The 17,256-nt window shown below is 57.6% G+C and carries 18 protein-coding genes and 1 tRNA gene; 10 read left to right on the top strand and 9 right to left on the bottom strand.

Annotated features, from left to right (window positions below):
* Nucleotides 1-422 precede the first annotated feature (422 nt).
* Nucleotides 423-941 (bottom strand): hypothetical protein, encoded by a 519-nt coding sequence (locus PMI38_RS06515; protein ID WP_008091977.1) that lies wholly within the window; start codon nt 939-941, stop codon nt 423-425.
* A 934-nt stretch (nt 942-1,875) separates the two neighbouring features.
* Complete coding sequence (locus PMI38_RS06505; protein WP_008091976.1) at nt 1,876-3,732, bottom strand: hypothetical protein; 1,857 nt, start codon at nt 3,730-3,732, stop codon at nt 1,876-1,878.
* Nucleotides 3,733-4,683: 951 nt separating this feature from the next.
* Here PMI38_RS06505 and PMI38_RS26480 point away from each other — a divergent pair.
* Genes PMI38_RS26480 through PMI38_RS06490 form a run of 3 tightly spaced genes read left to right on the top strand, consistent with a single transcriptional unit; the run spans nt 4,684 to nt 6,306 of the window.
* Nucleotides 4,684-4,926, top strand: a complete 243-nt coding sequence (locus PMI38_RS26480) for a hypothetical protein (protein ID WP_008091975.1) — start codon at nt 4,684-4,686, stop codon at nt 4,924-4,926.
* Nucleotides 4,919-5,845, top strand: coding sequence for a site-specific integrase (locus tag PMI38_RS06495; protein WP_043273159.1), 927 nt, complete (start codon nt 4,919-4,921; stop codon nt 5,843-5,845). Before PMI38_RS26480 ends, PMI38_RS06495 begins: the two co-directional genes overlap by 8 nt.
* Entirely contained in the window at nt 5,842-6,306 is a 465-nt protein-coding gene (locus PMI38_RS06490) for a hypothetical protein (RefSeq protein WP_043273157.1), read from the top strand. The genes PMI38_RS06495 and PMI38_RS06490 overlap by 4 nt, the downstream gene beginning before the upstream one ends.
* Before the next feature lie 526 nt (nt 6,307-6,832).
* Here PMI38_RS06490 and trfA read toward each other — a convergent pair.
* The 6 genes from trfA to PMI38_RS06475 form a co-directional block, all read right to left on the bottom strand.
* Nucleotides 6,833-7,738 (bottom strand): plasmid replication initiator TrfA, encoded by a 906-nt coding sequence (trfA, locus tag PMI38_RS26475; protein ID WP_008091971.1) that lies wholly within the window; start codon nt 7,736-7,738, stop codon nt 6,833-6,835.
* 2 nt (nt 7,739-7,740) lie between these two features.
* On the bottom strand, nt 7,741-7,944 hold the full coding sequence (locus PMI38_RS26470; RefSeq protein ID WP_081502512.1) for a helix-turn-helix transcriptional regulator: 204 nt from the start codon (nt 7,942-7,944) through the stop codon (nt 7,741-7,743).
* 117 nt (nt 7,945-8,061) lie between these two features.
* Nucleotides 8,062-8,808 (bottom strand): hypothetical protein, encoded by a 747-nt coding sequence (locus tag PMI38_RS27050; RefSeq protein ID WP_157214854.1) that lies wholly within the window; start codon nt 8,806-8,808, stop codon nt 8,062-8,064.
* On the bottom strand, nt 8,805-10,022 hold the full coding sequence (locus PMI38_RS06485; RefSeq protein ID WP_050548574.1) for a tyrosine-type recombinase/integrase: 1,218 nt from the start codon (nt 10,020-10,022) through the stop codon (nt 8,805-8,807). Before PMI38_RS06485 ends, PMI38_RS27050 begins: the two co-directional genes overlap by 4 nt.
* 165 nt (nt 10,023-10,187) lie before the next feature.
* Nucleotides 10,188-10,263: transfer RNA gene (locus PMI38_RS06480), tRNA-Thr, on the bottom strand.
* Between the two features lie 70 nt (nt 10,264-10,333).
* Nucleotides 10,334-10,744, bottom strand: a complete 411-nt coding sequence (locus PMI38_RS06475; RefSeq protein WP_008091964.1) for a pilin — start codon at nt 10,742-10,744, stop codon at nt 10,334-10,336.
* 216 nt (nt 10,745-10,960) lie between these two features.
* Between PMI38_RS06475 and PMI38_RS06470 the strand changes: the two genes are divergently transcribed.
* From PMI38_RS06470 to yacG, 4 genes are read left to right on the top strand one after another with little or no spacing between them, the layout of a single operon-like run.
* On the top strand, nt 10,961-12,169 hold the full coding sequence (locus tag PMI38_RS06470) for a type II secretion system F family protein (protein ID WP_008091963.1): 1,209 nt from the start codon (nt 10,961-10,963) through the stop codon (nt 12,167-12,169).
* A complete protein-coding gene (locus PMI38_RS06465; protein WP_008091960.1) occupies nt 12,169-13,035 on the top strand; it encodes a prepilin peptidase in 867 nt (288 codons plus the stop codon). Before PMI38_RS06470 ends, PMI38_RS06465 begins: the two co-directional genes overlap by 1 nt.
* The gene (gene coaE, locus PMI38_RS06460; RefSeq protein WP_008091958.1) at nt 13,035-13,658 is read left to right on the top strand and encodes a dephospho-CoA kinase; all 624 of its coding nucleotides are present in this window, start codon (nt 13,035-13,037) and stop codon (nt 13,656-13,658) included. The genes PMI38_RS06465 and coaE overlap by 1 nt, the downstream gene beginning before the upstream one ends.
* A complete protein-coding gene (yacG, locus tag PMI38_RS06455; protein WP_008091956.1) occupies nt 13,655-13,855 on the top strand; it encodes a DNA gyrase inhibitor YacG in 201 nt (66 codons plus the stop codon). Before coaE ends, yacG begins: the two co-directional genes overlap by 4 nt.
* Before the next feature lie 129 nt (nt 13,856-13,984).
* Here the strand turns inward: yacG and PMI38_RS06450 are convergent, their stop codons facing one another.
* Nucleotides 13,985-14,692 (bottom strand): energy-coupling factor ABC transporter permease, encoded by a 708-nt coding sequence (locus PMI38_RS06450; protein WP_008091955.1) that lies wholly within the window; start codon nt 14,690-14,692, stop codon nt 13,985-13,987.
* 74 nt (nt 14,693-14,766) lie between these two features.
* On the opposite strand from PMI38_RS06450, the gene PMI38_RS06445 reads away from it, so the two are divergent.
* From PMI38_RS06445 to PMI38_RS06435, 3 genes are all read left to right on the top strand, one after another.
* The gene (locus tag PMI38_RS06445; protein WP_008091953.1) at nt 14,767-15,396 is read left to right on the top strand and encodes a DUF1780 domain-containing protein; all 630 of its coding nucleotides are present in this window, start codon (nt 14,767-14,769) and stop codon (nt 15,394-15,396) included.
* Between the two features lie 132 nt (nt 15,397-15,528).
* Nucleotides 15,529-15,702: a DUF3094 domain-containing protein gene (locus PMI38_RS06440; RefSeq protein ID WP_008091951.1), complete on the top strand. Its 174-nt coding sequence runs from the start codon at nt 15,529-15,531 to the stop codon at nt 15,700-15,702.
* An 84-nt stretch (nt 15,703-15,786) separates the two neighbouring features.
* Complete coding sequence (locus PMI38_RS06435; RefSeq protein WP_008091950.1) at nt 15,787-17,082, top strand: NAD(P)/FAD-dependent oxidoreductase; 1,296 nt, start codon at nt 15,787-15,789, stop codon at nt 17,080-17,082.
* Nucleotides 17,083-17,256: the final 174 nt, after the last annotated feature.

The raw sequence follows: 17,256 nt of genomic DNA, 5'->3' as shown, positions 1-17,256 counted from the left end.
GAGCAGAATCTAGCAGCTCGCACGCAGGCTGTCTCTCGGTCGATCGGCTCCATTCTGCAAGAAAAAAAGGGCTATGGAACAAAAAAAAAGATAGTGAAACACATACGCTTCGGCATACGGCTTGCCCCGACCAATGTCAGGTACTGACAGAAATACACAAGTAGATGAGCATACCTCCGACAAGGTGCTACCGCTGCTCAGCATTTCAGAAACGCTGACGTACGCTCGCGGTCCGCATGCCACCTTTTGTAGGCCCTAGCAGGCTTAATTTGAGCTGGGTCCCGCTCCTGGCCTTGAGCTAGGCCCTGAACAGCTTTCCGCCCAGATTTTTAAGATCTCGGCAAGCATGACGGCCAGTCTAGTTTGGTAACAAAAAGGAGCGCCTTGACGCTCCCTCTCTGATTTTGGCAACGCTCTAGACGTCAACGAGTGACGCTATCCTTTCTCAAACAAGCACCGGACTCCCCGACCTTGCTTGCAGCTCTCAGAGTTGTTAAGAAATCTCGTTCGATGAGCTTCCCGTCTCGAACGCTGGTGAACGTTGCTTTTTTCATCCAGAGATGATCTTTCCTGCTCTTGTTCGGCACGACAGTAAGCTCGATTTCCACTGCCGGGCTTCCTGAAAACACTCCGGAGACCTCAGGTTTAGTGAACCGGAAAGTCAGCTCATTATCGTCTGTTGCAGCCACGCTCTGTTCGCTGGTGAGAGGAGCTCCCAGCTTCGCAGCGATTGGGAATCTGGCCGAGTACAAGGCTTTACCATCGTGGACCTGCTTGGTGATATCCAGAAGATATTGCTCGCGATCCGAGGCGCTAGTAGGGGTCGCGCACTCCTCTCCCTCCGCAGCGAAGTATTTCCCCTCAAAGGCGTAATCGCTCTGCCAGCACCCGGCAAGGGAGGCGGATGCCACGGCCAGCATCACCAGTTTCCATTTTTTCACACAGCACGCTCCTTGATAACAATTTGCCATTATCACCACTCCCCCTGTCTTGAGCCACCAGACGCGCCTAAGGCGTTGAGCTCCCTCACAAAAAGCTGCGCACGAAACTCGTCAAGGCTCAAAAGGGCTGGCATCCAGTAGAGTCGGATGACCGGTCCTTCCGACGCCACAAATACCCGTCGTCTCACCGCCAATCTCCAACTCCAGGAAGGAAACATTGCAGATAGCACAGCGAGATCCTTCATATCGGCATACATCATGGTTTGCCCTCGTCATTCCCTTCCCGGAGCTCAATCCACTCGGCAATGGCCCATAACCCCACGCCCAAAATTGCCAATCCGATTACCAGCCAAGGAGGTACTAAGCGATTCGCTCCCAGCCAATACCCTCCCCCAGCGCATATAACCGTGATCAAAAGAGTCTTCATGCTTATCTCCACTCCCAGTAGAGGGGGAAGCAAAACACCACTTGGCATGGTGTCATCGGGCCCCGGAAAAAAATGCTCACTACCCCAAGTGGGAATCGAGGAGTTCTTGGCGGATCTCAAAGATAAGCCGGGGTGTATCAACAGTCCCCCAAAGCACGAGAGGGTGCGCCGATGATTCTCAGTGGTTTTTCGGAGATTTTCGCTGGATAGCCACTGGTGTGGCGCAGGCTTGATTGGGTCTGGCGACGCCATGCCAATGGCAGGGCGAAGAATCAGAGACTCATCTCAGGGGAGCCTCAAAGGCGAGTCACTGGAACGGCAGTTGCGAGCTTGTGCGGCCAACTGCTTCGGCAACGCAAAAGCGGTGCCCCCAATTGAGTTTTTAGGGCGCCGCGAATGCATCTGTTGGCTTCTTTCGGAAATGGAGGGCTTGTACAGATGAGCCCCGCAAAAAGCGACGTCATCACCTGTACCAGGGCGGTCAGCGCCGCCCCCCTTGCCCGAACTCTAACGTCCGGCTTTCGGTGGGTTTAGCGATCTCACACCAGGGCTACCGGGCCGAAATGTGGGAATCGAGCTAGGCCCAACCGGATTGGCTGACGGTGGCATGGATGGAGGGGTTTCGTTGCCCGACTGAGTTTTAGAGCCACGCCTGCGCCCAGTCGAGGCCGCTCCCGCTATGCTAGCAATTCGGGAGCCCATCATGGCAAAGCCAACCGCTTTCATACCTAGGCGTCCTACATCGCTGGCAGTTGCCACAGCGCCGGACAGGCTACCAGCCAACCCCCCCAACGATACACCTAGCATACTCGAAGTGATCCAGGTGGAAATGCCCAGTGATACAGCTGCAATAGCTGACATCAACCCACGAAGACCGTCATAGTCCGCTCCGACGCCTGACCACCCACTAGCAGCCCCCGCTTGGGCAACCGCAACAGCAGCCACAGTCTGGGACACCGCAACAGTGATCATCTGTGCGGTCATGACGGAGATGACCGGCAGCATCAGCAGCGACAGCCAATTGGTCAACATCCTACCGCCCCTGAGAGGTGCGAGCATCAAGAAGAACGGCGCGAGGAGTAACACAATCCAAAACAACCAGGCTGACATGATCACATAACCAGGTAACAGCGTTTGCAGATCAAGCCACCCGCTGAAGTTCTTCCACATCTGAGCCGCGGCTAAGAAGCTCCCAGCAACCTCACTATCCCCACGAGAGAGGCCCGCCGTTTTCTGCAAAGAACCAGCCATGAATCTCTGCCAAGCTGTCGCTGTACTGACAGCCCCCACCTCAGCGCTTACTCTCTGCCCACCTGCTATAACCGCACCCGACTCGCGCAACGCCTGATACGCCTGCTCAGCGCCCATCTGGGCAATTTTGTATGCCTCGATGCAACTGGTGGGTCGAAACATTATTCCTTGATCGTCGCCGACGATAGCCGACTCCTGACCTGACACTGTGCTGATCGACAAGTAAGACGGCGTAGCTTGAGATTCGCCTGCAAGCTTGGCGGCCCAATGCGCTTGTGTTGGCAGTGCATAGCGGTCCCCCATGAACGGCCCGGCAGATTCAAGAGCACGAATCCCGGCCTCACGACGCGACTGGATAGCTCTCTGGTCAAGCACCTGACCCAGACTAGTCCGGGCAGCCCCGCCGCCTAACAGATAAGCTCCCCAACCTCCATTTTCTTCGGCTGAACCGAACACATATGTCCACGCGCCGCCAATAGCGGTGCGTGCTTGTGCTATCACGCCGACTTCTTCATCCGGTATCCCCAAGCCACCACCGCCGAGCAGCCCGATAGCTTGCAAAGCTTCCACTTTGGCCGCGTGCTCGGGACCGGCAAGCTCAGCCGGCGCCGGGGCACAACTGGCGTTGTAATCTCTAATCAGCCGGGCCAAATCACTGCCGGCAAACACTTCGGCTGATCGACCTACCATGTTGTCAATCGCGGACTGCGCAGGGACGATTGTCCCGGCCACTGTTTGATCACTCAGGACCTGATCAAAAGCCTCTCTGTAGATTTTGTGAATCGTCATCACGAAACTGAGCGGCACCGCCTGAGCTTCGACCAGCCGGACCGTTGCTCCGCTTGGAAGAGTCACGGTCACGGGTCTCATTCCGTACGCCACAACCAGGAAAATCATAATTCCTGACAACACCGTTCGCGCAGCTCCTTGCCCCACGCGCAATGCAACGAGCAGCATCCATCCAAATCCAACCGCAACGATAAGCGCGTTGCTGGTTTCGTTGAATGCGACAAATAGCGGCTCGGTGGCAGTCAGGATCGTCAACGCAACGTTTTCCCACAGCCCGAATACCCAATTGAATCCGGCGAAATCCTCAGCCGTGCCAATGCTCATCAGGCCGCCCGCCGACAGATGATCCAACTACGCAGAGCCAAGCCACACCGGACAGCCCAAAGGAACACCCAGAGGACACCGAAGACCGCGCCCAACAGAATGAAATACTGCGCAGTCGGAGCGGCTAGGAGGCTTCCGGTGAGCTGGACCGCATCATATTGGGCGAGTACGAGTTTCCCATATGGTGGAAAAATTGATGCGGCGATCAGATGTAGAACGCAAAGAACGGGGCCTAGGAGCAATCCCAGCCGCCCCGCCCACCTGGTAAGGAATGGCATACGCATCTGAACCCAGTCCAAGAAAATCGCGATTTTCATCGTCACATCACTCCAGTGATAAAGGATACGTATCGATCCTATGAATCCACTGGCTGCGGTTCTACCGAACCCTATGTAGTTACTGCTACTGGTTCTGCTCGCGCCCCGTGCCCGCTATGTAACGCTCCTAAACGTCGCGCCACATAGCGGGCCCCATCGAACGGTTTGATTTCGCGCAACAAATACAACGCAGCGCAGTTGCGTTGTTTGCCCTCCCCCATTTTCGTAAGCTGATCACGAACCAAACCGCACTGCCCGGCAGTCTCGTTACCCATGTGATTCATGGGTTGGGACAGTGGCAGGGGGCTCGGCCTGCGTCATCGCGGGCATTAGCCCATCGGCCACACTTGCGTCATCGCGTGTGTGCCCGGCCCAACGCCGACTACATATCGGGACCATCAACGGCCAATCACTTGAGGAGAGAAGACAACCCAACATGGTCAGCCAGACCCAATGGCAGCCGAACCTGAGCGGACACTCAGGAACTCACTCGGAGAATCCGAGTAGGCGTGAACAGTCCCCGCCTGCATCTCATACTAAGGGGGGCGAACAGGCACACAACGAACCATCTACGGATGGTGTGTCGCTGAACCGGCAACGGTCAGGAGTTCTTACACCTGATAGAGAGAATCCCATGAGCGAATTCGATGCGCAGAGCATTACTGCACGCCTCAAGGCCGAATCTAGGATTCGGAGAAAACCCCGAACCTATGCCCAACGTCGCTCATTGCTGGATAACTATAAGTACGAGCTGTTGCAGCTTGATTCCGCAGGCTGCAATGGCACTGAACTGCAACGCTGGATAGCAGAAAAAGGTATCAAGATTCAGCGCTCTACAGTGCACCGATGGCTACATCGGAATCGCCTGAGTGGCTAAGTTTGCCAAGCCTACAAAGCAAGCTGCATCCGTGATGAAAAAGCTCCAGGGCACCCACATTCGATCCGTGGGCACTGTCCGTAACTACGAGCAGCGGTTGGTACGCATCACCGCTTACCTACAGGAGCATCGCTTAGGCAGCCTTCGTGAAATGACTCCTGATCGCGCTATTAGCTACCTGCAGCAAAGAGCGACGACCGTGGGCCAGAAAACATTGGATATGGAGCGTCAGGCTCTCCAGGCCATGATGCAGCACGTCACCCTAAAACTGCCGCTAGGCCAGACTCTAGAAGTAATCAAGAGCAGCGCGACCGCTCGTACTAGCACGAAAGAGCACCCGACTTTGGGTCGCCGTTTGGCCAACCAAACACGAGCATATAACCGCGAGCAGATGACGCTGATCGCCTCTCGGCAAGCTCCTCACAACTCGCTCGCGACAGAGATTGCATACGCAGCGGGTCTCCGTGCTCATGAATTGCTGAGCCTCCAAAGAACTCATCGCCGTGTAGCGGATGAACGTCCAACGCACGCGATGAAATTTACGGGAATTCGGGAAACCACGATCAGCTACACCGTTCACGGCAAAGGTGGACTGGTTCGTGAGGTGCGTATCCCGATTCCGCTGGCTCAACGATTAGAGAGGACCCGGCTGGCGGCACCACGGGTCGTAACGGATCGCGGCATCAACTACCAGCAATTCTATGCAATAGGCGGCGGCCAGCCTTGGAGCAAAAGCGTCAGCACTGCCTCGAAGGAAGCTCTCGGCTGGTCAAATGGCGCACATGGATTACGGCACACGTACGCTCAAGAGCGAATGGCTTCACTACAACGTCATCTCCCACGGAAACAAGCCTTGGAGGTGGTCTCACAGGAACTGGGCCACTTCCGCCCTGAGATTACCGAGGTCTATCTACGTTGAGCACCCCCGTCGATCCAACCCTGATTCACAGCTGCCTTCTCTTCGTTTTAGGTGCTTCGCTCATTCTAATTGTCGTGCTCCTCCTCCTACTTATCGAGAGCAAAAAAGCTATATCGCAAACTGAAACATTGCTGGATGCCAGCACTCAGCGACAGCTAGCTCTGCACAGAGAACAAGGCGAAGAAATTGAAGCTCTCGAACAGCTGCACCTTGAGCGCTTAGCTGCAACTGCAACGCATCATCGACGTGAGGTAGCTAGCCTTATGCAGATTCTCGGTATCGCAGACCAAGAGCGAGACGCCGCGATTAAGGCCGCCTCTGACGATCAGAGACAGGTCAAGTTGATGCACGACCGCATCGCTTACCTAAACGTGCTGATGGAGACATGGGCTACTGGCGACGATGCGACGGCCGCAGTCGTGAAACAAGCCCTCCAGAGGGATCGCAATCTCTTCTCATAGTCAGTTACTAGAACCCAACTGCAAAGCAGCGATTAGATTTGATTAGTAAGAGATTAGCAGCCTCCCGTGGTACGGCCGACACCCTATTCCTACTGGGCTGGAGCGCGATTTTTCAAGTCGTCCAAGGGGTGCTGGAACGGTAATGGCGGGGGTGTCAGAACGGTATTCTAAGGGTGCTAGAACGGTATTCAGGGGTGCTGGAACGGCATCGGCAGGGGTGCTGGAACGGTATCGACAGGAGCGCTGGAACGGTATCGGCAGGGGTGCTGGAACGGTATCGGCAGGAGTGCTGGAACGGTATCGGCAGGGGTGCTGGAACGGTATCGACAGGAGCGCTGGAACGGTATCGGCAGGAGCGCTGGAACGGTATCGACAGGGGTGCTGGAACGGCATCGGCAGGAGTGCTGGAACGGTATCGACAGGAGCACTGGAACGGCATCGGCAGGAGTGCTGGAACTTTATAAGTAGAAGGCTGGTACGTTACGAGCAGGAGTGCTGAAACGGTACCAGCGGGACTGGGACGGTATCAGCGTTTCTTATCTAGGTGCCGCTTTTGAGAGGCGCTAGGAGTCGTCTTAACTTGGACCAAATGAGCTTCAACAAGATAGCTAAACGGTCTACCAACATTGGCACTTGCTTGCTTTACTGCCTCAAGAGACTTCAGCAAGTCCTTTTTAAAATCAATCAAGGAGCTTGCACGACTTCTGCACAACCTATGCAAAGTTTCGACTTTAAGATCATATGGCCGTGCGTGACTGGAATAAAACCCATGTAGCCACTGTGCAAGCGGCTTACCGCGCAGCGCATACCTTATTGACAAATCTACATCGGTGAATTGATCTTCACGAAAGAACACTCCGAGCTTCGGATTTAATCGTACGACATAAATTCGTTCACTACGCTCATGATGATCGCGATAAACCTCATGAATCAAGCTGCCTTCATATGCGTACCGACCAACCTTAACCTGCAAAGCCGTGGCTTTCAAGCGGCTGATGCTCAGGTCCAAGACACGACGATTTTTACCCGAATCGGTTTTCCCCAAAACTTTTAAAATGCGGTAGGCAGTAATTCTGCACTCCACTCCCAACTCTTGCATTCGCGCCAAATGTAGAACTGCTGCCCAAACGTCCAAATCACCTTGATCAAGGAGAGCACCTGTATAGAGGATACTGACACTACCTAGCGCATTGACCTCCATTTGTTCAACATAAGGACGCGCCCCCTTCCTCATGGCCCCAAACAACGCCGATCTAAGAGCCACATTAGGTACACGCCTAACTGAGTCGGACCAGTTTGGTAGTGATTCTCGCTTGGCTTCAAGCTCGACCTCAACGTACTTATCTTTTTCTTTACGCCTAGCAATAGAGCTCTTTCTAAGCTCCTCTATCTTGATATTTACGCGTGGTGGAAGTGGCGGATTTGTAGCCATCGTTAACGAACAGAGGAACTGATTTTATCCGCTACCCAAGCCTGTACCTGCTCGGCAGGCCATGCTACAGAATTCGCTCCGAGAGAGATTCCAGGAGGAAACTCGCCGGCTCGAATCAAACGGTAGATCTGAGACTTGCTTAGCCCTACTAGGGCACAGACTCCCGGCAGGCGAAGCAACAAAGGTGAAACAGATTGGTTAGCCATCTATAGGGCCTCCTGAGGCCGGATTGGATGGCTAGGCATTCAATGGCACCGCAGTAGAGGAGTCATGAGGAACCTCAAATTCTCATAGGGTTCCTCAAGATTTTCGCTATGGATAAGTCACGCCTTTGTATCGGACTTGGACTGGATACCCATATATTTTCGCATGGTTCCATGATATGAAGGCATGTCAACTCCAGCCTCCTCCGCGAGAGCTATCAAGGTAGAGCACACATCAGAATTCTTACGCGGCGGGTTACTGAGCGTACAGGCATAACGTTTGATATTACTTGAGCTAACCTTATCATCATAATTAGTCGGCGACTCGCGATGAGCCTTATCAACTGCCTTTATTATATCAACCAGACCATTTACAATCTTGATGACAGTACCCAACTCCTGCTCGTTGAGCCCGCCATCGCTCCTACCCTTAGCTTTCTCAGCTAAATTAGTACTTAACAGAAAATCTGGACTTTCAAACCCTGCATTCAAAATCCACTCTACTAAGACGGACCCTGAAAAATAAACTACACTATCAGGAACATCTATCGACCGCTGTGCCTCCTCACAATAGCAGCTCAGTTTATTTTTATCACCTTTGCTCGGCGAGCAAAAAAGCTCGTAGAAATACTTGCTCAACTCCTGAAAATAGATCACATGAGTTCTGGGGGATCGGTCATGACTTCCAAAACAACCAACCCAAAAAACATCATTAACCGAATTGGGAAGAAACCGATTTACACCGTACTCGACATATAATCTCTCAATCAGTTCATACAGCGCGTATGCAGCTTCTTGCGGTCTAATTTTGTGGAATCGAGCGTATCTCGGCACCAGATCACACAGGCGCATAAAATCATCACTCACTGTGCACACTCTCTTCCTTTAATAGAAATCTCGGCAGCCCCACACGACAAAGCATCTAAATGGTTGGCATACCACTGAAGCATTTCACGACGCCCTTCAAGGTACTGAGCGTGATTATAGGTTCCTCGAATACTGTTCTTGTCCACATGCGCCAGTTGGGTTTCCACCCACTCGCTGCGGTACCCCTGCTCATGCAGGGTGGTGGACATTGTGTGACGGAATCCATGCCCTGTGGCTCTGCCGTCGTAACCCGAGCGTTTCAGCAGCTGATTGATGGCGGCCTCGCTCATCGGCTTAGCGGGGTCATTCCGACCAGGAAATGCGAGCGTGTAGCCACCGGTGATGCTTTCTAGCTCACGCAGTGCAGACACAGCTTGTTTCGGCAGAGGAACTAGATGGGCCCGGCGCATTTTCATCCGCTGAGCCGGAATCGTCCAAAGGGCATTTTCGAGGTCAAACTCAGACCACGGCGCCCCTCTGAGCTCAGCAGTCCGTACACCAGTGAGAATCAGCAAACGGGTAGCAATTTTTACCACGTCATGCCCTGGGCACGCCTGGAAGCCTCGAATCAGATCTGGGATTTCCGCGATAGGAAGGAAGGGGTAGTGCCGTGAGGTAGGCGTTTGAAGTGCCCCTCCGATATCTGCAATGGGGTTGTACTCGACCCTGCCGGTGGCAATCGCAAAGCGGTACACCTCTTGGCAGCGCTGTCGAACCTTGCGTAGCTTTTCCAAAGCCCCACGTGACTCTATTCGCCGGAAGACCTGTAACCACTGCATAGGCTTGATCTCAGACAGAGGCAAGCTTCCAACCTGCGGAAAGATGTCCAGCTCAAAAGCCTCGATGACGTCAGTCGCATACCCTTCTGACCAGCGTGCAGACTTATGCTGATGCCACTCCAATGCGAGACTTTTGAAGGTATTGGCACGAGAAATTGCCGCCTGGGCCCGAGCGACCTTTCTCTCAAGGCCCGGATGCCGCCCCTGTGAAACCAGCTGGCGTGCATCAAATGCAAGCTGGCGAGCCTGCGCCAACGTAACGTTGTCGATAGTGCCCAAAGAAATGTGTGACTGCTTACCGTCCAGCCTGAAACGGAAGCGCCAAGACTTGCCGCCGCCGGCTCGAATCCAGAGGAATAAGCCACCTCCGTCAGGAAGGCCAAAGTCCTTTTCGCGGGGTGCAGCGTTCTTCACTTGCAGCACTGTCAAAGGCATGCGAGTACCCATAGATTATTGAACAGCGCAAAGGTACTCGCTGGGGTACTCAGATAGCAAGGGCTGGGATGGGATCGGATGGCACCGCATGAAACAGAAAGCCCGCAATAGGCGGGCTTCTGAGGGGTTTCATGCAACTGCTTGGCACTGCATGAACCTATTGACTGGTGCCGGAGACAGGAATCGAACCTGCGACCTTCGCGTTACGAGTGCGCTGCTCTACCGACTGAGCTACACCGGCGTGTAGCGCAACGTACCACTGCCGCAGCCGTTACGCAAACCCCTGTTTCCCCTGACTAATTACCCCGCCCTCAAGATGCCTTGCAGCCGTTCGGCGCCAGGTCTTCCTCGATGTTGGTCGTGCAACTCCACCCCGTGGCCGAACGGGTCAGCGTCAGGGTCTTGCCGAGCACAATGGCCGGCGCATCGGCCAGGGTGCAATCGATAGTGGCGCTGCCGGTGGCGGCGGTGCCGCGTGCAGTAATGGCGCAATGGGAAGTGGCAGCCTGCCCGCCCAACGCCGCTACGTCGGCAACGTCCTTGCCTTCGTTCAAGCGCAGGTCCATCGCGGTCTTCAGCGCGGAAATCTCCAGCAACCCGGCAGCGGCCTTGGCGCGGGCCTGGTGGTTGGTGTACATCGGGATGGCGATGGTCGCCAGAATGCCGATGATCGCCACGACGATCATCAGTTCGATCAGGGTGATACCGCGTTGCCCTTTCATGAACGTTTTCCTTTTTGATTCGCATACTCGGTGAGGTCAGGCTCGACCCCGGCTGGCAGCGGCGCAGTAGGCCTGAACAGACACCTTTTGTCACCCCTGCCCGTCCGGGCGTCAGCGTCGCTGAACTACTCTAGTGAGCATCAGGGAAGTGCGCCCCTTCAGGGACTCGGCAAGCTGTTTCCAGGCTTGTCGCACGGGCAAAAAAGGACCTTTTGCATGAAGCATTCGACTCAGCGTTACGCCTGGCACGGCACCGATGCCAGTGGCGCAGCCGTCAGTGGCCAGATGAGCGGGCGCAGCCCGGCGTATGTGCGTGCCGGGCTGCAGCGCCAGGGCATTCGCGTTGCGCGCTTGCGGCCGGCCGGGGGGCTGGACTGGCGCTGGCCGAAGGCGCGGGAGAAACGTGACCCGGCGGGTTTCAGCCGGCAGTTGGCGACGTTGCTCAAGGCGGGCGTGCCGCTGCTGCAAGCATTTGAGGTGATGGGCCGCAGCGGCTGCGATGCCGGGCAAGCGGCGTTGCTGCAGCGGTTGCAACAGGATGTAGGCGCGGGGCTGGGGATGGCGGATGCGATGCAGCGCCAGCCGAGCTGGTTCGATGGGTTGTACTGCAACCTGGTGCGGGTGGGTGAGCAGTCCGGCACGCTGGACCGGCAACTGGAACAGCTGGCGGGCATGCTGGAGCAACGTCAGGCGCTGTTCAAGAAAGTGCGCAAGGCGATGCTCTATCCCCTGCTGCTGTTGCTCACCGGCCTGGGCGTATCGGCGATCTTGTTGCTGGAAGTGATTCCACGTTTTCAGAGCCTTTTCGCCGGCTTCGATGCGGCATTGCCGGCCTTCACCCAATGGGTCATCGATTTATCCACAGGGCTGGGGCGCCATGCGCCGCTGTTGTTGATAACTTCCGTGGCGCTGTGCCTGGGTGTGAATGCGCTGTATCGCAAGCATGCGCCAGCACGCCTGTGGATATCTCGACAGGTGCTGCGTTTACCGGTGTTCGGCCGGTTGATTGGGCAGGCCGCGCTGGCGCGCTTTGCCCGCAGCCTGGGGACGGCGTATGCCGCCGGGGTGCCGTTGCTGGATGCGTTGGGCACTGTGGCCGGTGCCTGTGGTGGCGACCTGCAGCAACAGGCGGTGCTGCGCCTGCGCCAGGGCATGGCCAATGGTCAGGGACTACACCAGGCGATGGCGGCAGAACCGATGTTTCCACCGCTGCTGATTCAGCTCACGGCCATCGGCGAATCCAGCGGCACCCTGGACCAGATGCTGGATAAAGCCGCCAGCCATTACGAGGAACAGGTCAGCCAGTCGCTGGACCAGTTGACCAGCCTGCTGGAGCCGGCCATCGTGGCGATCCTGGGCGTGCTGGTAGGCGGCCTGGTAGTGGCGATGTACCTGCCGATCTTCCAGTTGGGTAGTTTGATCTGATGACTTTATCGACTTTCCTGGCTGAGCAGCCGGCGTACTTCATCACCTTGGCGACCTTGCTCGGCCTGTTGGTGGGCAGCTTTCTCAACGTGCTGGTGTATCGCCTGCCGATCATGCTGAACCGGCAATGGCAGCGTGAAGCCCAGGAGGTGCTGGGGCTGGTACCCGATGAGCACGCGCGCTTCGATCTGTGCCTGCCCGCCTCCCATTGCCCGCATTGCGGGCACCGCATTCGCGCGTGGGAGAACATCCCGCTGCTGAGCTACCTGGCGCTGCGCGGACGCTGCTCGGCCTGCAAAGGCGCGATCCGCCTGCGTTATCCACTGGTGGAAGTTGCCTGCGCGTTGCTGTCTCTGGTGGTGGCCTGGCGTTTCGGCGCCTCGCTCGAAGCCTTGCTGGCGCTGCCCTTGACCTGGTGCCTGCTGGCCCTGAGCCTGATCGATGCCGACCACGGCCTGTTGCCGGACGTGCTGGTGCTGCCGATGCTGTGGCTGGGGCTGATCGTCAATGCCTTCGGCATCTTCGTGCCATTGACCGAGGCCCTGTGGGGCGCGGTGGCCGGGTACCTCAGCCTGTGGACGGTGTACTGGCTGTTCAAGCTGGTGACCGGCAAGGAAGGCATGGGGTACGGCGACTTCAAGCTGCTGGCGCTGATCGGTGCCTGGGCAGGTTGGCAGATATTGCCTTTGACCCTGCTGCTGTCGTCGCTGCTGGGCGCGATTATCGGCCTGTGCCTGCTGCGCCTGCGACATCGTCCGGTGAGCGTGGCGATACCCTTTGGCCCTTATCTGGCCATTGCGGGGTGGATTGCTGTGCTCTGGGGTGATGAAATATACGCCTCATACCTGCAACTGCTTGGATTCTGATGACCACTCCAGCCTTCACACCCTGGATTCTCGGCCTTACAGGCGGCATTGGCAGCGGCAAGAGCGCTGCCGCCGAACGCTTCGTCGAGCTTGGCGTGCACCTGGTCGATGCCGACCAGGCGGCGCGCTGGGTCGTCGAGCCTGGCCGCCCGGCCCTGGCCAGCATCGTCGAGCGCTTCGGCCCTGGCGTATTGCTGGAAGACGGCCAGCTCGACCGTGCGGCCTTGCGCCAGCTGATCTTTGCCGACCCGGCTCAGCGCAAATGGCTGGAGCAGCTGCTGCACCCGCTGATCGGGCAGGAGATCTTCAGCTACCTGGCCAAGGCCGAATCGCCTTATGCGGTGTATGTGTCGCCGCTGCTGATCGAGTCTGGCCAGCACCTTAAGACCCAGCGCGTGCTGGTGATCGATGCGCCGCAGGCGTTGCAGGTGTCACGCACCTTGCAGCGCGACAACACCAGCGCCGAGCAGGTGCAGGCGATTCTCAAGGCCCAGCTGGCCCGCGAGGAGCGCCTGCGCCATGCCGATGATGTGGTGGTCAACGACAGCGACCTGGCCGCGTTGCATGGGCAGATCGACCGATTGCACCACTTTTACCTGACTTTACGAGGAGGCCAGCCATGAGCAAGCCATTGACCGTCGATTGCCCGACCTGTGGCGCACCTGTGGAATGGAACGAGAAGAACGCGTTCCGGCCGTTCTGTTCTGATCGTTGCAAGTTGATCGATCTGGGGGCCTGGGCGGCTGAGGAGCACAAGATTCCGGGGGCTGAAGAGTCTGAGGATGAGCTGTATTCGGGGGATCTGGAGCCGCGGCACTAAGCAGCTGCCTGTTGCGGCCTCTTCGCGGGACAAGCCCGCTCCCACAGGTACACCTCAGATTCTGGAAGCTGTGGTCATCCTGTGGGAGCGGGCTTGTCCCGCGAAGAGGCCAGCCAAGCCACTACAAAATTATCGCTCATCATCCTTCCACGGCGCCTGCAGATATCGGGTGCGGTTGAACGTTTCCAGCCATTCCGGGCAAAACACCACCAAGGCACTGATCACCATGCCGTTGATGAACGCCTCCGGGAACATCATCAACCACAGGTAGCCCACAAAGTCGCTCAGCCACTCCGGCATGGCGAAGCGCCCGTCCAGCCACAGCAAACCCAGCGCCGCCAACAGGCACACCAACACCGTAAGCGCGGCCGGGAAAAAACCCGAACAGAAGATATAGACGAACAGGTTACGCGGCTGCGCACGCTCGACCAGGATGGCGCACACCTCGGTAATCAGCACCGGCAGCCCCACCAGCAACAACCCGTTCACGCCCAGCGCCGCCAGGTCCTGCCGCCCAAGCGCCAGCAACCCGAGCTGGGCGAAGAATCCCCCCAGAATCGCCAGCGGCCAATCCAGCAGCAAGGTCACCGCGGTCATGCCAATGAAGTGATACGACACGCCGGTATCGAAGTCTCGCCGCACCAGCCACAGGGCAAACAGGCAGAACACCGTGCCGAAAAGCAGGTGCTGCCTGCGCCTGTCGGCGAACAGTTCCACCCAGCGGGTGCGACTGGCTGCCCACAGCAACAAAGGAACGTAAACCAGCCAGCCGACGCTGAGGCTGGTGTCGGACAACACCTGCGCACTGATCACCTGACGCATGCCCCTTGCTGCCATGTGGATATGCCTGAGTCTACACCCATTGGAAAACAGCATCTTATCGTCATGGTTTAGCGACTAAGCTTGTCTCCATGGATGACTCAGACTACCTGCGCCTGCTCACCATCCAGGCCGAACAAGCCAATGCTTTCCTCTCCAATGCACGCAAGTGGGAGCGGGAACGTTGGGTATGCCAGCGTCTGCTGCAGGGGCTGAACATTCCCTATCGCAGCGAGGACTTCACCCCGGCCGGCCAGGAGCCGCCGGACGTGCTGTTCCGCGATGCCGCATTCGAGGTGTTTTTCGTGCTGGATGAAGGGCGCCGGCTCAATGACGAATGGCGCGAAGAACTGCAGCGTCGGCGCAGCGCCTTTTCCCTGGCCCAGCTGGTACGCCGCGAGGCGCGGCCCAGGCGGATCGCCGCCAGCGAGCTGCTGGCACGGCTGGCACCGACCTTGCGCAAGAAGGCGCATAACTACCGTGAACGTGGGCTGGACCTGAACGAGCTGGACATCATCGCCTTCGCCAGCCTCAAGCGCGAAGTGCTCGACCTGAACACCCACTTTCCGCCGCCCACCGAATACCTGCGCCAGGGCTGGCGCTCGCTGTCGCTGGTCGGGCCGACGTTTGCCCGGGTGCTGTTTGCCCACCCCGACGCGCCGGATTTCCTGCGCGGCAACCTGGGGCGCAGCATCGTTTTCGACGTGGGCATCAGTCTTTGATCCAGTGCCGAGAGTCTTTGCGATGGCGTACACTCGGCGCCAGGGATAGAAAGCATTATCATTTGATTCAAGCGCTTGCATGAACGCTGTAGCGTCCATGCAGTCACATACGTCTACCTGACGAGGCCCACCATGACCAGCCGACTGAATCCGGAAGATCAGCGTCGTGTCGATGAGTATCTGCGAGCCCCCCAGCACCAAGTCGAGCGCAGGCCATTCCGGCCTTGGTTGCTCCTTGTGCTGGTGCTGGCGGTGACCATCGGGTTGGGTCTCATCAGCCGCCTGTTGAGTGGACTGGTGCTATGAGCTGCTTCGCGCTCGCCCTCCCCTCGTGCAGTTTGCGGCCGGCCGCCATGGCCACGAATTCCGTAAACCTTATGAGATATCCCCATGACTCATCGCATCGTGATTGTCGGCGGCGGCGCCGGCGGCCTGGAACTGGCGACCCGCCTGGGTAAAAGCCTGGGCAAGCGCAAGCAGGCCGAAATCACCCTGGTCGACGCCAACCTCACGCACATCTGGAAGCCGTTGCTGCACGAAGTGGCCGCCGGCTCGCTGAACTCCTCGGATGACGAACTGAACTACGTGGCCCAGGCCAAGTGGAATCACTTCAATTTCCAGCTGGGGCGCATGAGCGGGCTGGACCGTGAAGGCAAGCAGATCCAACTGGCCGCCACCCTCGACGAAGAGGGCCGCGAGCTGTTGCCTGCGCGCACCCTGGCGTACGACACCCTGGTGATCGCCGTGGGCAGCAACACCAACGACTTCGGCACTCTGGGCGCGGCGCAGCACTGCCTGTTCCTGGATACCCGCAAGCAGGCGGAACGCTTCCACCAGCAGCTGCTCAATCACTACCTGCGCGCCCATGCTGGCGACGTGGCCAGCGAGAAGATCAGTGTGGCCATCGTCGGCGCCGGTGCCACCGGTGTGGAACTGGCGGCCGAGCTGCACCACGCGGCCCACGAACTGGCGGCCTATGGCCTGGATCGCATCCAGCCCCAGGACATGCACATCACCCTGATCGAGGCCGGCCCGCGGGTACTGCCTGCCCTGCCTGAGCGCATCAGTGTGCCGGTGCACAAGACCCTGGAAAAACTCGGGGTGAAGGTGATGACCAATGCTGCGGTCAGCGAAGTGACCGAAGACGGGCTGAAGACCAAAGACGGTGAAGTAATCCAGGCCAGCCTGAAGGTGTGGGCGGCGGGTATCCGTGCGCCGGGCTTCCTGAAGGACATCGATGGGCTGGAAACCAACCGTATCAACCAGTTGGTGGTGCGCCCTACTCTGCAGACCACCCGCGACGACAACATCTTCGCCTTCGGTGACTGCGCCGCGTGCCCGCAACCGGGCAGCGACCGTAACGTGCCGCCACGGGCCCAGGCGGCGCACCAGCAGGCTTCGATGCTGGCGCAGAGCTTGAAGGCGCGGCTGGAGAACAAAGCGCTGCCGACTTACGAGTACAAGGATTACGGCTCGCTCGTGTCGCTGTCGCGCTTCTCGGCGGTGGGCAACTTGATGGGTAACCTGATGGGCAGCGTGAAGCTGGAGGGCTGGCTGGCGCGGATGTTCTATGTGTCGCTGTACCGGATGCACCAGATGGCGCTTTATGGGTTCTTCCGCACGGCGCTGATGATGCTGGGTAGCAAGATTGGGCGGGGCACTGAGCCGCGGTTGAAGCTGCACTGATTTCGGAAGTGGCTTGAGGTCAGGTTGATTGCACTGGCCTCATCGCCGGCAAGCCGGCTCCCACAGGAATCGCGTCAACTATCAGAAATTGAGCAAGACAGTTGCTCCCACAGGGAGCGCACAGCATTCAAGGCTTGTGAAACACCTGTGGGAGCCGGCTTAGAGCGTCGTGTA

Source organism: Pseudomonas sp. GM84, assembly GCF_000282535.1.
Taxonomy (GTDB): Bacteria; Pseudomonadota; Gammaproteobacteria; order Pseudomonadales; family Pseudomonadaceae; genus Aquipseudomonas.
Note: the sequence above shows the minus strand (reverse complement) of the source record. Positions and strands in the feature narration are given on the sequence as shown.

Excerpts from the sequence above, each read along its gene's own strand:
- PMI38_RS06505 (WP_008091976.1), bottom strand. The coding sequence starts at position 3,732 with ATGAGCATTGGCACGGCTGAGGATTTCGCCGGATTCAATTGGGTATTC.
- PMI38_RS26480 (WP_008091975.1), top strand. The coding sequence starts at position 4,684 with ATGAGCGAATTCGATGCGCAGAGCATTACTGCACGCCTCAAGGCCGAA.
- trfA (WP_008091971.1), bottom strand. The coding sequence starts at position 7,738 with ATGGCTACAAATCCGCCACTTCCACCACGCGTAAATATCAAGATAGAG.
- PMI38_RS26470 (WP_081502512.1), bottom strand. The coding sequence starts at position 7,944 with ATGGCTAACCAATCTGTTTCACCTTTGTTGCTTCGCCTGCCGGGAGTC.
- PMI38_RS06485 (WP_050548574.1), bottom strand. The coding sequence starts at position 10,022 with ATGCCTTTGACAGTGCTGCAAGTGAAGAACGCTGCACCCCGCGAAAAG.
- PMI38_RS06475 (WP_008091964.1), bottom strand. The coding sequence starts at position 10,744 with ATGAAAGGGCAACGCGGTATCACCCTGATCGAACTGATGATCGTCGTG.
- PMI38_RS06470 (WP_008091963.1), top strand. The coding sequence starts at position 10,961 with ATGAAGCATTCGACTCAGCGTTACGCCTGGCACGGCACCGATGCCAGT.
- PMI38_RS06465 (WP_008091960.1), top strand. The coding sequence starts at position 12,169 with ATGACTTTATCGACTTTCCTGGCTGAGCAGCCGGCGTACTTCATCACC.
- coaE (WP_008091958.1), top strand. The coding sequence starts at position 13,035 with ATGACCACTCCAGCCTTCACACCCTGGATTCTCGGCCTTACAGGCGGC.
- yacG (WP_008091956.1), top strand. The coding sequence starts at position 13,655 with ATGAGCAAGCCATTGACCGTCGATTGCCCGACCTGTGGCGCACCTGTG.
- PMI38_RS06450 (WP_008091955.1), bottom strand. The coding sequence starts at position 14,692 with ATGGCAGCAAGGGGCATGCGTCAGGTGATCAGTGCGCAGGTGTTGTCC.
- PMI38_RS06445 (WP_008091953.1), top strand. The coding sequence starts at position 14,767 with ATGGATGACTCAGACTACCTGCGCCTGCTCACCATCCAGGCCGAACAA.
- PMI38_RS06440 (WP_008091951.1), top strand. The coding sequence starts at position 15,529 with ATGACCAGCCGACTGAATCCGGAAGATCAGCGTCGTGTCGATGAGTAT.
- PMI38_RS06435 (WP_008091950.1), top strand. The coding sequence starts at position 15,787 with ATGACTCATCGCATCGTGATTGTCGGCGGCGGCGCCGGCGGCCTGGAA.